This is a genomic window from Streptomyces sp. NBC_00299 (assembly GCF_036173045.1).
Lineage (GTDB): Bacteria > Actinomycetota > Actinomycetes > Streptomycetales > Streptomycetaceae > Streptomyces > Streptomyces machairae.
Window position 1 is genome coordinate 8,445,456 of sequence record NZ_CP108039.1, and the last position, 13,488, is coordinate 8,458,943.

10 protein-coding genes are annotated in these 13,488 nt (G+C 71.8%); all 10 read left to right on the forward strand.

The window, feature by feature from the left end; all coding sequences use genetic code 11:
• The first annotated feature begins 1 nt into the window (after window position 1).
• Window positions 2–694, forward strand: coding sequence for a hypothetical protein (locus OHT51_RS37510; protein WP_328883343.1), 693 nt, complete (start codon window positions 2–4; stop codon window positions 692–694).
• Window positions 691–1,401 carry a hypothetical protein gene (locus tag OHT51_RS37515; RefSeq protein ID WP_328883344.1) on the forward strand — a complete coding sequence of 237 codons (711 nt, stop codon included), beginning with the start codon at window positions 691–693 and terminating at the stop codon, window positions 1,399–1,401. The genes OHT51_RS37510 and OHT51_RS37515 overlap by 4 nt, the downstream gene beginning before the upstream one ends.
• An 11-nt stretch (window positions 1,402–1,412) precedes the next feature.
• Window positions 1,413–1,796, forward strand: a complete 384-nt coding sequence (locus tag OHT51_RS37520) for a hypothetical protein (protein WP_328883345.1) — start codon at window positions 1,413–1,415, stop codon at window positions 1,794–1,796.
• Entirely contained in the window at window positions 1,789–2,928 is a 1,140-nt protein-coding gene (locus OHT51_RS37525; RefSeq protein WP_328883346.1) for a hypothetical protein, read from the forward strand. Before OHT51_RS37520 ends, OHT51_RS37525 begins: the two co-directional genes overlap by 8 nt.
• An 86-nt stretch (window positions 2,929–3,014) precedes the next feature.
• Window positions 3,015–3,551: a phage baseplate assembly protein V gene (locus tag OHT51_RS37530; RefSeq protein ID WP_328883347.1), complete on the forward strand. Its 537-nt coding sequence runs from the start codon at window positions 3,015–3,017 to the stop codon at window positions 3,549–3,551.
• 104 nt (window positions 3,552–3,655) lie between these two features.
• Window positions 3,656–3,991, forward strand: coding sequence for a hypothetical protein (locus OHT51_RS37535; RefSeq protein ID WP_328883348.1), 336 nt, complete (start codon window positions 3,656–3,658; stop codon window positions 3,989–3,991).
• Window positions 3,988–4,383 carry a GPW/gp25 family protein gene (locus OHT51_RS37540; protein WP_328883349.1) on the forward strand — a complete coding sequence of 132 codons (396 nt, stop codon included), beginning with the start codon at window positions 3,988–3,990 and terminating at the stop codon, window positions 4,381–4,383. Before OHT51_RS37535 ends, OHT51_RS37540 begins: the two co-directional genes overlap by 4 nt.
• Complete coding sequence (locus OHT51_RS37545; protein ID WP_328883350.1) at window positions 4,380–7,496, forward strand: putative baseplate assembly protein; 3,117 nt, start codon at window positions 4,380–4,382, stop codon at window positions 7,494–7,496. The genes OHT51_RS37540 and OHT51_RS37545 overlap by 4 nt, the downstream gene beginning before the upstream one ends.
• The gene (locus tag OHT51_RS37550) at window positions 7,493–11,281 is read left to right on the forward strand and encodes a putative baseplate assembly protein (protein WP_443052646.1); all 3,789 of its coding nucleotides are present in this window, start codon (window positions 7,493–7,495) and stop codon (window positions 11,279–11,281) included. Before OHT51_RS37545 ends, OHT51_RS37550 begins: the two co-directional genes overlap by 4 nt.
• Window positions 11,281–13,467 (forward strand): hypothetical protein, encoded by a 2,187-nt coding sequence (locus tag OHT51_RS37555; RefSeq protein ID WP_328883351.1) that lies wholly within the window; start codon window positions 11,281–11,283, stop codon window positions 13,465–13,467. Before OHT51_RS37550 ends, OHT51_RS37555 begins: the two co-directional genes overlap by 1 nt.
• Window positions 13,468–13,488 lie beyond the last annotated feature (21 nt).

The following is a 13,488-nucleotide window of genomic DNA, read 5'->3' on the forward strand; positions in this document are numbered from 1 at the left end:
AATGATGAATCCCGGCGAAGAGAGTTATCCGTTTCCATTCGAAGAGCGCTGTGCGCGAACACTGGAGGAGCTACGCAACTCTACGGGGCTTGTGGTGTCGGAGGCTCGATTCGGTGCGGTGCCTCGACTTCTCGATGATATTGAGTTTGTCTTCGAAAGTCTTGCCGACGATGATGGGCTACCGTTCAGTCAAGCGGTTCAACAGTACTTCTTCCGGTTCGGTGACATCACGACCCACTGGCGGTCTCCGCAGGATGATTCCGAGCTCTCCGGTGAGTTCCATCTGACGCATCTCTACAGCACGAGCCTCATGTCGCATACATGGGAAGGGTCCGACGACCGGGAGCGTGCCCTCTATCAAGAGCTGAGGATCTTCGACGACACGCCTCAGACCGGAAGCGGATACCTGGCCGCGCTGCGCGCACCGCGAGGCACTACTGACCCGGAGATTTGGTTCTTCGACATGCACCGGGGCGTCTTGGAGATGGATCTCGAATACGGCGCTTACCTGGATACGCTGCTGATTACCAAGGGAACCAGCGGCTGGCAGTACCTGTTCTGTGACATCGGAATGCCCGACGCCGGGTTCGCGCCAGTCGCAAAGGGGTTGAAGGAAATGCTGGAGGTATTCCCGCAGCTCTTCCCCGATCACGACTACACGGACCTGCGGGCCCGCCTCCGGGAGCGCCTGTGACCCGCTACGCCGACATCCCCAAACCCATCCGCTCCGGCATCGTCGTAGTCAACCCCGACACCGGCACCCCCCAGCGGATCATCGTCCTGCAGTTCAACCCGGACACCCTGGAGCGCAGCGTCTCCCCCCAGTCCGCCGGGGACAGCGGCGACAGCGGCAGTGGTGGTGCCGGGAGCGGGGACCGCAACGAGGCGCTCCGGCTCAAGGGCCCCGCACAGGAGACCTGGAAGTTCACCGCCGAGATCGACGCCACCGACCAGTTCGAGATCGCGGCGCCCGACGGCATCCACCCGCAGCTCGCCACGCTCGAAATGCTGGTGCATCCGACCACCGCTCAGCTGCGCGCAGCGATGAAGCTGTCCCAGAAGGGTGCCATCGAGATCAGCCCGATCGAGATGCCGCTCACCCTGTTCACCTGGGGGAGCAAGAGGGTGATGCCGGTCCGGCTCACCGAGTTGTCCGTCAATGAGTCCGCTTTCGACGTGAACCTCAATCCCATTCGCGCCTCCCTCAGCATCGGCATGAAGATCCTCACCGTCAGCGACCTCCCCGCCGGCCACCGAGGCGCCGACCTGTACATGGCCCACCTCGCGCAGAAGGAGCGGCTCGCCGCAGCCGCACGCGGCGGCAGCCTCGGCTCGATGGGGCTCGGCGGAGGCGTGATCGGCACCGGAATCGGAACCAACGTCGCGTTCGGAAGGGGCTGAGGAGGACCACCATGGCTGAGATCGAACCGTACGAGAACGCCCTGGACGCCATACCGGGCGCACATCCCTATCCACGCACCAGCCGCTACCACGACGCCGAGATCGGCATCCACCGTCGTCCCGACGGCACCGAAGTCCGCTACACCAAGCGCCGCTTGCTGCCCCAGCTGGATCCGAACCCCGACAGTGACCTGACCCAGCCCCACACCGTCGGCGCCGGCGAACGTCCTGACCTGCTCGCCCAGCACTACTTCGGTGACGTCGGCCAGTGGTGGCAGATCGCCGACGCCAATCCCGTACTGGATCCACGCGAGTTGACCGACGAGGCCGGGCGCGTCATCGACATCCCGCTGGCCGGCGGGTTCCCCGGCGGCAGGGGAGACCGGCGTGTTTGATCTGCCCGTGGGGCAGGGCCCCGTTCACATCACGCTCCTCATGGGGCCGAAGCTCGCCCGGCCCGTCCCGGCCGAGGTGACCGAGGCCCTGCTGTCCGCGCAGATCACCGCCACGGCGGGGGAGCGCAGCGGTTTTCAGATCGCCTTCGACCTGACCAAGAACGGGATCATCAGCCGACGGCTGCTGCCCGAGGGGTTCTTCGATCCCAAGACCCGGATCATCGTCACCGTCAGCGTCAAGGGCACCCCGGACGTCCTCTTCGACGGGCTCGTCGTCCGCCACGAGGTCGGCGCCAGCAACCAGCCCGGCCACTCCACCCTCACCGTCACCGGGGAGGACCTGACGCTGCTCATGGACCTGGAGGAACGCACCGCCCGGTATCCGAATCTCCCGCCGTCCGAGCGCGTGCTGAACATCCTGCGCCGCTACTCCGACTACGGCATCCGGCCCGACGTCTACACCGAGAAGGTCGCCCAGCCCCCGCACCAGGACCTCCGCGTGCACTACCAGACCGGCACCGACCTCCAGTACGTCACCGAGCTGGCCCGTGCCAATGGGTACACCTTCTACCTGGAGCCCGGCCCCAACCCCGGGCAGTCCTCGGCCCGTTGGGGACCGGAAGTCCGCCTCGGCATCCGTCAGCACGCCCTGAACGTCAACATGGACGCCAACTCGACCGTCGATCAGCTGACGTTCGCGTACGACGGAACGGCCCGGGAAGAGCCGCAGGCCCGCTGGCAGAACCCCGAGACCCGGCAGTCCGCCCTGCTTCCGCAGCCGTCGATCAGCCCGCTGCGCCCGCCCCTGGGCAAGCGGCCCACCCCGGCCCTCAAGCGCAGGACGCTCTCCGGCACCGCCAAGCAGCAGCGCGAGCAGGCCGAGGCCGAACTCCTCGCCCGCGCCGCCGTGTCCGCCGACGTCGTCTCCGGCTCGGGCTCGCTCGACGTCAACCGGCACGGCTACATCCTCCAGCCCCGCCAGCTCGTCGGCGTACGTGGTGCGGGACGGGCGTACGACGGCGACTACTACGTCAAGTCCGTGACGCACAACCTGCGTCCGGGCTCGTACCAGCAGAACTTCACCCTCTCCAGAGAGGGACTCGAAGCCCGCAGCGACTACGTCCGACCGTAAGCCGCACACACCGGACCAACCGAACACACCCCACACACCCACCTGCATCCACACAACCAGTCCCATCGACCAGGAGCACCTCCACCATGGCGGCACCCAGCAATCGCTACCTCGGCAAGTTCCGCGGCCGGGTCGTCAGCAACGACGACCCGCTGCGCATCGGCCGTGTCACGGTCGAGGTCCCAGACGTTCTCGGCGACGAGCCGTCGACGTGGGCGCTGCCCTGTCTGCCGTTCACCGGGCCCCAGTCGGGGCAGTTCGTGGTGCCGCCGCCGGGGGCGGGCGTGTGGGTGGAGTTCGAGCAGGGCGATCCCAGCTTCCCTGTGTGGACCGGGTGTTGGTACGGGGCCGCGGACGAGCTCCCGCCCGACGCGCGCCGTGAGCTCCAGGCCGGCTCGCCCAACAAGCCCGTGGTCGTACAGACGCCGCAGGCGCACAAGCTCGTCATGAACGACACGCCCGGTGCGGAGCAGGGGATTCTCCTCCAGGCCCAGGGCGGCGCGTACATCCGCATCACCAAGGAGGCCGTGGTCATCTCGACCGGCGCAGGCGCCGAGATCCTGCTGCGCGGCAACGAAGTGACCATCAACGAAGGCCAGTTGACCGTGCTCTCCAAGCGATGACCGTGATGACCGAGATCACAGCGGTCACAGCGATGACCGCGATGACCGCGATGCACGCGACGAGAGCCATGAAAGCGACGAAGGAATACGGGGGACCACGAACCATGCCCGGGACTCTGCTCGACGCCGGTGCCGTGATCGGCTGTCCGCACGGCGGCCGCGTCGCGCCCGCCACCACATCCTCCGGCGGCGTACGCCTCGCGGGCGCCGCCGCTGCCACCGCCGCGCACAGCTACGTGGTGACCGGCTGTCCGCACACCGTGAACCGGGTGCCCTCGCCGTGCGTGACGGTCCGCTGGACCGCCGACGGCTCCGGTATCACCGTCGACGGCGCGCCCGTGCTGCTCGACACCTCCGCGGCCCAGTGCTTCTCGGCGGCCCTCGTGCCGCAGGGACCGCCCGTCGTCCAGGTCGCGCAGCGAAAGGTCACTGTCCGATGAGCCCCACCAGCCGGGGAACCAGGCCCCGTTCCGACATCGCCTTCCCCTTCCGCGCCGACCGCCGGGGCCGTACCGCGCACGCCACGCGCGGCGAGCACGTCCACGACCTCATCGAGCAACTGCTGTTCACCAGCCCCGGCGAGCGCGTCATGCGGCCCGACTTCGGCTGCGGGCTCCTCGACCTGGTCTTCGCCCCGACCAGCCCGGAACTCATCAGCACCCTCGAACTCTCCGTCCAGGCCTCGCTCCAGCGCTGGCTCGGCGACCTCATCGACGTGGAGGCCCTCGACGTGGTCAGCGAGGACAACGTCGTCCGCGTGTACCTGTCGTACGCGATACGCGCCGACGGCGCCCGACGCGACGACGTCTTCGAAGGGAGGGCCACGGCATGACCGGGACGACCACGACCACCTCCCGCCGGTCGAAGGTACGCGCCGCCCAGCTGGGCGGCATCGACGCCGTCGAGGTCGGCGACGACGGCCTGCTGCTCACCGTCACCTTCCTCGGCAAGGCCCCCCACGGCCTCGGCCCCGAGAACGTCCGCATCGACGGCGGCCGCCGTATCACCGGCATCACCGCCGTGGACGTCAGCGTGGAGCGCGAGGAGGACCCCGAGCTCGACGACCGCCTCTACGTCACCCTCGACCGGGCCGGCGACACCTCCCGCTACCGGCTCTCCCTCGTCGAGACCGACCCGTACGGACGGCCCGGCACAGAGCCGTACCGCGGCTTCGACCAGCGCTACCACAGCGCGACCTTCGCGTTCCGGCCGGACTGCCCGACTCCCTTCGACTGCAAGGAAGTCGAGCAGCACGCCCAGGACTTTCCGGCAGCTCCCGTCGTGGACTACACCGCCCGCGACTACGACACCATCCGCAAGCTGCTCCTGGACCGGCTCGCGCTCACCACACCGGACTGGGTCGAACGCAACCCCGCCGACCTGGGCGTGACCCTCGTCGAACTGCTCGCCCACACCGGCGACCAGATCAGCTACCAGCAGGACGCCGTCGCCACCGAGGCCTATCTCGACACCGCACGCCGCCGCGTCTCCGTACGGCGGCACGTCCGGCTCATCGACTACGCGATGCACGACGGGTGTGCGGCGCGCGCGTACGTCGCCGTCGAGACCGCCGGGGACCACACCCTCGCGCCGGGCACGTACCGCTTCGCCTCCGTCGACGTCCGCACCCTCGACCCGCACGACCGGCCCGAGCCGGGCACGGTCATCGACGAGACCGACCTCGGCGACCTCGACGAGCGCGGCTCGGTGGAGGTCTTCGAACCGGTCGTCACCGCCGACCCGCTGGAACTGCGCGTCGCGCACAACGCGATCCGCCTGTGGAGCTGGGGCGGCGAGGTGTGCACCCTGTCCAAGGGAGCCACCTCCGCGACCCTGCGCGACGCGTGGGTGGACCCGGAGACCTGCCGGGACCGCCGACTCGACCTCAGGCCCGGCGACGTGCTCGTCCTGGAAGAGGTCAAGGGCCCGCGCACCGGCACCCCGGGTGACGCCGACCCGAGCCATCGCCAAGCCGTCCGTCTGACGTCCGTCACCCCGGCCGTGGACCGCATCGAGGACCAGCCGGTGCTGGAGGTGACCTGGGCCGCCGCGGACGCCCTGCGCTTCCCGCTCTGCCTCACCACCCGCGGCGGCCGCGACTGTCTGCCCGTCGAGGACGTGGCCCTCGCGCGCGGCAACGTCGTCCTCGTCGACCACGGCCGCACCCTGCACGGGCTCCCCGAGACGTTCACCGTCCCGCAGGTCCCCGCCGAGGTCACCCCCTGCGACCTGCCCGCCTTCGGCTGCTACGACCGCGACGAGGGCAACGCCCCCGCCCGGCTCATCAACTCCCTCACGGAGCGCACGGAATCCGGTGACGCCCTCACCCCCGACGACATCCGCGAGCTCTTCGAGGTTGTCGGCGAGTCGGTCACCAACCGCGCCGGACTCGGCCTGGAACGCGCCGGCCAGCGCCACGAACGCGTCGTGCCCGGCACGGCGTACGCCCAGGCAGCCGCCCTGCGCACCCTCCTCGCCCAGTCCGTCTACCCGGGGATCCAGCCCCGCTTCCGTCCCGTCCTCGGTCGCGCGCCCATCGCGCAGACGGTGCCGTTCCCCGAGCCGGCCACCGTCGCGGCCGGGCAGGCCGAGCGGATCGCGGCGATCCCGGAACGGGTCCGGCAGCGCCTCGTCGAGCTGTGGCGCAGCGCCCGCGACCGGGACGGACTCTCCGAGCGGGAGATCGACGAACTCACGGTGATCTTCGGCCTGAGGATCCTGGAGCACATCGAACTCCACCGCCACCCTGTCCGCGCCCTGCGTGAACTCCTGTACCGCAGCGACCAGTTGCTCGACGCCAAGGTGCGCCGCGTCGAGGTCCTCACGGCACGTGCCCGTGCCGGCACCGTGCTCGACGGGCACATCGCCTGGGAGATCGCACACAGCTGGGGCCCCGCCTACGCGACCGGGCTGCACCCCGACGAGACGGTGCTGCGCGGCTCCGCGACCGATGCGCTCGCGCAGGATCCGCGTCACGCCCTGCCCGCCGTACGCGCCCACGAGGGCGGCTACGGTGACGGCGGCGCCGTGTGGCAGCCGCGCCGCGACCTGCTGGCCAGCGGCCCCCGCGACCGGCACTTCGTCGGCGAGCTGGAGGACGACGGCCGCCTCGGCCTGCGCTTCGGTGACGGACGGCACGGCGCGAGGCCGATGCCCGGATCGCGGCTGGCCCTGCACTACCGCCTCGGCGGCGGCAAGGCCGGCAACGTCGGCGCGGAGGCCATCAACCACCTCGTCGTCCAGGCCGACTGCGACCCGCCGCCCGCCGCAGTGGTGCGCAACCCGCTGCCGGCCGTCGGCGGCACGGCACCCGAACCCGTCGAGCAGGTACGCCAGTTGGCGCCCCTCGACCTGCGCCGCACCCGGCTGCGCGCGGTCACCGCCGAGGACTACGCGGCCCTCGCCTCCGCCCTGCCCGGCGTCCAGCGCGCGGCGGCGGAGCTGCGCTGGACCGGCAGCGTCCAGGAGGCGCATGTCGCCGTCGACGCCTACGGCACCGGCGCCCCGTCGGCCGAGCTGCTCACTTCGGTCGCCCAGTCCCTGGAGTCGTACCGGCGCATCGGCCACGACGTCGTCGTCGGTGCCGCGCGCCCGGTCCCGCTGGACATCGAGCTGACCGTGTGCGCGAAGCCGGGCCACCAGCACGGGCAGATCCTGGCCGAGCTGTACCGCGTGCTCGGTCGCGGTGTGCGGGGCTTCTTCCACCCGGACGCGCTGACCTTCGGCGAACCGGTGCGGCTGAGCCGCCTGGTCGCCGTCGCGGCGGCCGTGTCCGGCGTGGAGAGCGTCCAGGTCACCCGGCTGCAACGGCTGTTCGAGCCGGACCGAGGAGAGAAGGAGGACGGCGTGCTGCGGCTCGGCCCGCTGGAGATCGCCATCTGCGACAACGACCCGGACCGGCCGGAGAACGGCCGGCTGGCGATTTCCCTGGGAGGTGCCCGATGAGCGAGCACAGGATGACCGGGGGCACGATCACGGACGAGTGCACCTGCGGCGGTGCCTGCCGGGGCGGCCACGACGAGCGCCTAGCCCCGGCCCCCGTGCACAACCCGCCCGGCCGCACCGCCCTCGACTACCGCGTCGGCGAGTACGGCTCCTTCCTGGCCGCCCTGCTCGACCGCCTCGCCTCACCGGCGTACCCGGCCCTCAACGGACTGACCGTGCGCACCCCGGACGACCCGGCGATCGGCCTGCTGGATGCCACCGCGGTCCTCGGTGATCTGCTCACCTTCCACTCCGAGCGCATCGCGGACGAGGCCTACATCCGCACGGCCAACGAGCACCGTTCCCTGGTCCTGCTCGGCCGCCTCGTCGGCCACCGCCCGCGCCCCGGCGTCGCCGCCGCCACGCATCTGGCGTACACCCTGGAACGCGATCCGCGCGCCGAGGCCCTGCCCGTGCTGATCCCGCGCGGCGCCCGCAGCCACAGCGTGCCCGCCTCGGCCGACGAGCAGTCCCTCACCTTCGAGACGAGCCGGGACCTGACGGCCCGCTGGGACTGGAACGAGCTGAAGGTACGCCGCCGGCGCCCCTCCCTCGTCACGCCCGAGGACCTGGAGCGCCGCTCGGAGCTGTTCGTCGAAGGCACGGCGAACTCCCTCCAGACCGGTGACCAGTTGCTCTTCGTCTTCGGTGAACAGGCGGGCGGCGAGCGCAAGTTGCTCCCGGTCGCCAAAGCGCGCGTCGACCGGGAGGACGAGATCACGGCGATCTCCCTGCCGAAGTCGGCCCCGCCGTCCCTGAAGGAACTCGTCGACGAGGTACGGCGCTGGACGGCGGCCCCACAGACCCCGGGTGAGCCGGGGGACGAGCCGCCCACGCCCGAGGTCCCCAACCCCCGGCCCGTCAGCCGGCTGATCGAGGACTTCGAGGACCAGGTCCTCGCGCCGCTGCGGGACGACCTGGACGGCATCAAGACACCCGAGCGCCTCGCGGCCCGTCTCGCCGAGCCCGTCGCACGGCTCGGCGAGGCACAGGTCCTGGCCGAGCCCTACGAGGACGTGGCGGCCTGGTTCGAGCAGCTGGAGGCGGTGCTCGCCGAACTGTCCGAGCGAGCCATGGAGTTGGCGCCGGCGCAGCCTGCCGAGGGCGAGCGGACGCCGACCCTGAGGAGCAGCGTGGAACCCCGCGCCGCCGCGCTCCGAACCCTGGGCGCCGTCCTGCCCGCCCTGCGTGCGGCGACCCCCGCCCCCCGGGGCGGCGGCACCGGCATCCAGCGCCCCGGCAGCGACACCGCGCGGCTGCTCTCCGCCCTGAACCCCGGACTCGGCACCCTCTACCCGGCCTGGCGGACGGCCGCTGCCCCCGGCACCCCGCAGCTCCTTCGCGAACTGCTCGCCATGCGCGTCACGGCCGCCCCCTTCGGCGCGACGGCCCCGCTCAAGCCCGTCCAGGACGACCGCGGCCGGGTCATCCGCACCGCCGACTGGCCGCTCACGGGCGCCGTGCTGGCGAGCATGCGGGTCGTGTACGACACGGCGGGCCGGACGCCGGTCCGTGCGGAGTTCCAGTACGTCGAGGGCAGCAGCTCCGACCAGCGTGCCGAGAACCTCCCGGTCGTCCAGCCGGTCAGGTTCCCCCTCGGCACGGGCCAGGTCGAGCTGTCCGTGCGCTCCGGCCAGGACCGCGATCTCAACTGGCTCAACCGGCGGCCCGCCGACACCCAGGAGCCCGGCGTCACGGCCCGCCTCCACTCGGGCCTGCCCGAGCGCACGCTCTTCGTGTCCCGGCCGGACGACGAGGGCCTGGTCCACGTCGGGGTCCACAACGGCACGTCCGAGCAGATCGCCCTGCGGCCGAACACGAACGAGCAGTTCACCCACGGCGAGTACGAGGTCAGCCTCAAGTACACGGTGGGCACCACCGAGCCCAACGTCGAGGTCGTGATCGCCAGCAAGCCCGAGCCCCTCAACCGCCGCGTCCTCCAGCTGGACACGGTCCACACCGGCATCACGGTCGGCAGCTGGGTCGCGATCCAGCGCCCCGCCAAGGGCACCCAGGACGGCGTACCCGGCGACACCGGGCTCGCGTTCGTCACCACCCAGGTCGTCGCGGCGCGTACGGCCGCGTACACCAACTACGGCATCACCGGCCGCGGCACCGAACTCACCCTCGCCGCACCGTGGTTGGACGAGTTCGACGTCCTGCTCTCCCACATCCGCGACACCACCGTCCACGCGGCCGGCGAGCCGCTCCGTCTCGCGGACGAGCCCCTCGGCGAGGACGTCCACGGCAACGAGATCGAACTCGCCCAGCTGTACGACGGGTTGAGGGCCGGGCGTACGCTCGTCGTGACCGGCGAGCGCAGCGACATCCCCGGCACGGCGGGCGTGCAGGCCACCGAGGTGGTCACCGTCGCCGCCGCCGACCCGGCCGTCGACCCGCAACTGCCCGGCGACCACGTCCACACCCGGCTGACCCTGACCGCCGGCCTCGCTCACCGCTACCGCCGCGAGACCGTCAGGATCCTCGGCAACGTCGTCGAGGCCACCCACGGCGAGAGCCGCGAGGAGGCCATCGGAAGCGGTGACTCCGGCCGCGTGAACCAGACGTTCGCGCTCTGGCAGTCCCCGCTGACCTGGCTCGCCGACGACAACCCCCTCGGCGCCACCCCGGTGCTGGAGGTCCGCGTCGACGGCGTCCTCTGGCACGAGGTCGACAGCCTCGCCGGGCGCGGCCCGGGCGAGCGTGTCTACATCACCGGCTCCACCTCCGACGGCCGTACGACGGTGACCTTCGGCGACGGCGTCAACGGCGCCCGGCTGCCGTCCGGCCACGAGAACATCCGGGCCCGCTACCGCTTCGGCACCGGCAAGGCCGCCAACGTCGCCGCCGACCGCATCAGCCAGCCCCTCACCCGGCCGCTCGGCGTCACCCAGGTGACCAACCCGCGGCCGGCGAAGGGCGGCGCGGACGCGGACGGCCCCGGCCTGACCCGTCGCACGGTCCCGCTCGCCGTCTCCGCGCTGGACCGCCTGGTCTCCGCGTCCGACTACGAGGACTTCGCCCGCTCCCGCGCCGGCATCGGCCGGGCCTCGGCACGCGAACTCTTCGACGGGCGGCGGCGCGTGCTGCACGTGACGGTCGCGGGCACGGACGACGTGCCGATCGACGGCGACTCGGACACGCTCAGGGCCCTGCGCGGCGCGCTGACCGAGTACGGGGACGGCAGCCTCCCGGTCCGGGTGGACGCACGCGAGCTGGTCCTGCTGCTCCTCGCCGCCAAGGTGAAGGTGGCCCCCGACCACGCCTGGCAGGTCGTGGAGCCGCGCCTGCGCCAGGCACTGCTCGGCCGGCTCGGCTACGAGGGGCGGGAGTTGGGCCGACCGGTCCGGCTCTCGGACGTCCTGGCCGCGGCCCACTCCGTGCCCGGCGTCGACTATGTCGACGTGGACGTCTTCACCGGCGTCCCCGCGTCGGCCACCCCCGAGGAGCTCACCGAGATCCTGACCGAGCCCGGACCGCCCAGGGCATCGGTCCCGGCGTACCCGGCGACGTACGACGAGAAGGTTCACACGGTCCGCGCCGAGAGCGGCGAGACGCTGTCGGGGATCTGCGCCAAGTACGCCGTCCCGCTCGCCGAACTCCTGCGCCTCAACCCCGACATCACCGACACCCGGCGCCTGGCGAAGGGCCGTTCGGTGTTCGTCTTCCGCGGTATCCGCCCGGCCCAGCTCGCGCTGCTGTCGCCGAAGGCCGCGGACACCCTGATTCTGACGGAGGTCAAGTGATGTCCCCGGACGTCCAGTTCGAGACGACGACCCCGGCGACCACGTCCAGGGAGCCGGACGGGCTCGCCGCCCTGCTGCCCCGCTGGCACCTGCTGCGCGACGCCGAGGAGGGCGAGGCGCTGCGGGCACTGCTGGCGGTGATCGCGGAGCAGCTCGACCGGGTGCGCGACGGCGTCGAGCAGGGCTACGAGGACCTGTTCGTGGAGACGGCGGCGCCCTGGGTGCTGCCGTACCTCGGCGACCTGGTCGGCTATCGCACCCTGCCCGGCTACGAACGGGTTCTCACGACCGGCCTGCACGACGGCGGCCGCGCCGCGCTCGCCGAGGCGGTCGCCCCGCGCGCCGACGTGGCCGCGACCGTCGCCAACCGCCGCCGCAAGGGCACCCTCCACCTCCTGGAGGAACTCTCCGAGCGCGTCACCGGCTGGCCCGCCCGCGCCGTGGAGCTGTCCCGGCAGATCTCCCACACCCAGCCCGTGAAGCTCCACGGCGACACAGGCGTCCACCGCGGCGAGCGCGGGCGTCTCGTCGACCTGCGCGACAACGCGGCCCTCGACCTCGCGGGCGGCCCCTTCGGTGCGACGGCGCGCACGGTCGACGTCCGCCGCGCCAACTCACGCCACCGGCAGGGGGGTTGGACTCCGGCCGGGGTCGCCCTGTTCGTGTGGCGGCTGAAGGCGCACTCGCTCACGCAGTCCCCGGCGTACTGCATCGACCGCGCCCGCAACCTCTACACCTTCTCGATCCTGGGCAACGACACCCCGCTCGTCACCAAGCCGTTCCCGGAGCCGTCGCCCACGCACATCGCGACCGTCGACAACGTCCCGGCGTTCGTCACGCGCCGCCGGCTCCACGACCGGCTCGCCGACTACTACGGCCCGGGCAAGAGCCTCGTCATCCGGCGCGACGGCGAGGACCAGCCGGTACCGCCGTCCGACATCGTGGTCGCCGACCTGTCCGAGTGGCGGTATCGGCCAAAGCGCGGCCAGGTGGCCGTCGACCCGGAGCTCGGGCGGATCGCCTTCGGGTCCAGGTCGGCGCCCCGGCAGGGCGTGTGGGTGGACTACCACTACGGGTCCGCCGCCGACATGGGCGGCGGCGAGTACGACCGCCCGGACCGCGAGCCGCGTCCCGACGCTGAGGTCTACCGGGTCGGCCCCGGACAGCCGTACCGCCAGATCATGGACGCCTACCGGGCCTGGCAGCACGACCGCCGCGCCGACCGGACCGGCCCCGCCGGCGTCATCGAGATCACGCACAGCGGCGCCTACCAGGAGCAGCTGGACTTCGACCTCGACCCCGGCGACCGCCTGGAGGTCCGTGCGGCCGAGGGCACCCGGCCGGTGATACGGCTCCTCGACTGGTACAGCAACCGCCCGGACGCCCTCAACATCCGTGCGGTGTCGGAGGACTGCGCCCCGCACGAGCGTCCGCGCATCGTGCTCGACGGCCTGCTGGTCGCCGGACGCGGCATCAACGTCACGGGCCCCATGGGCGCGGTCGTCGTACGGCACTCCACGCTCGTGCCCGGCTGGTCGCTGGAGCCGGAGTGCGATCCGCACTCGCCGGAGGAGCCCAGCATCGTCCTGGAGCGCACCACGGCGTGCCTCCAGATCGAGCACAGCATCCTCGGCACCATCGAGGTCATCGGCGACGAGGTGAGCGAGGACCCCCTCGACATCCATCTGCGGGACAGCATCCTCGACGCCACAGGGCCCGGCCGCGAGGCCCTGTCCGCGCCGGACTGCCGCCACGCGCATGCGGTGCTGCATCTGCACCGCACCACCGTGATCGGCGAGATCTTCACGCACGCCGTGCAGATCGCCGAGAACTCGATCTTCACGGGCAGGCTCCACGTGGCCCGGCGCGGCATCGGCTGCCTGCGGTACTCGTCCGTGCCCGCCGGGTCGCGCACCCCGCGCCGGTACCGCTGCCAGCCCGACCTCGCCGGGCCCGAACAGGCCGGTCGGGTACGGCCGTTGTTCACCTCCGAGCGCTACGGGACGCCCTGGTACGGGCTGCTCGCCGACCGGTGCGCGCAGGAGATCCGGCGCGGCTCGGACGACGGCGCCGAGATGGGCGCCTTCCACGACCTGTACCGGCCGCAGCGCGAGGACGGCCTCAGGGCACGGCTCGCGGAGTACACCCCGGCGGGCACGGACGCCGGGATCTTCTTCGTGACGTGAGGCGAGACATGACCCGTGGCG

What these genes read in the sequence shown, in the direction of transcription:
- OHT51_RS37535 (WP_328883348.1), top strand. Translation starts at nt 3,656, where the DNA reads ATGCCCGGGACTCTGCTCGACGCCGGTGCCGTGATCGGCTGTCCGCAC.
- OHT51_RS37510 (WP_328883343.1), top strand. Translation starts at nt 2, where the DNA reads ATGATGAATCCCGGCGAAGAGAGTTATCCGTTTCCATTCGAAGAGCGC.
- OHT51_RS37520 (WP_328883345.1), top strand. Translation starts at nt 1,413, where the DNA reads ATGGCTGAGATCGAACCGTACGAGAACGCCCTGGACGCCATACCGGGC.
- OHT51_RS37550 (WP_443052646.1), top strand. Translation starts at nt 7,493, where the DNA reads ATGAGCGAGCACAGGATGACCGGGGGCACGATCACGGACGAGTGCACC.
- OHT51_RS37540 (WP_328883349.1), top strand. Translation starts at nt 3,988, where the DNA reads ATGAGCCCCACCAGCCGGGGAACCAGGCCCCGTTCCGACATCGCCTTC.
- OHT51_RS37545 (WP_328883350.1), top strand. Translation starts at nt 4,380, where the DNA reads ATGACCGGGACGACCACGACCACCTCCCGCCGGTCGAAGGTACGCGCC.
- OHT51_RS37530 (WP_328883347.1), top strand. Translation starts at nt 3,015, where the DNA reads ATGGCGGCACCCAGCAATCGCTACCTCGGCAAGTTCCGCGGCCGGGTC.
- OHT51_RS37555 (WP_328883351.1), top strand. Translation starts at nt 11,281, where the DNA reads ATGTCCCCGGACGTCCAGTTCGAGACGACGACCCCGGCGACCACGTCC.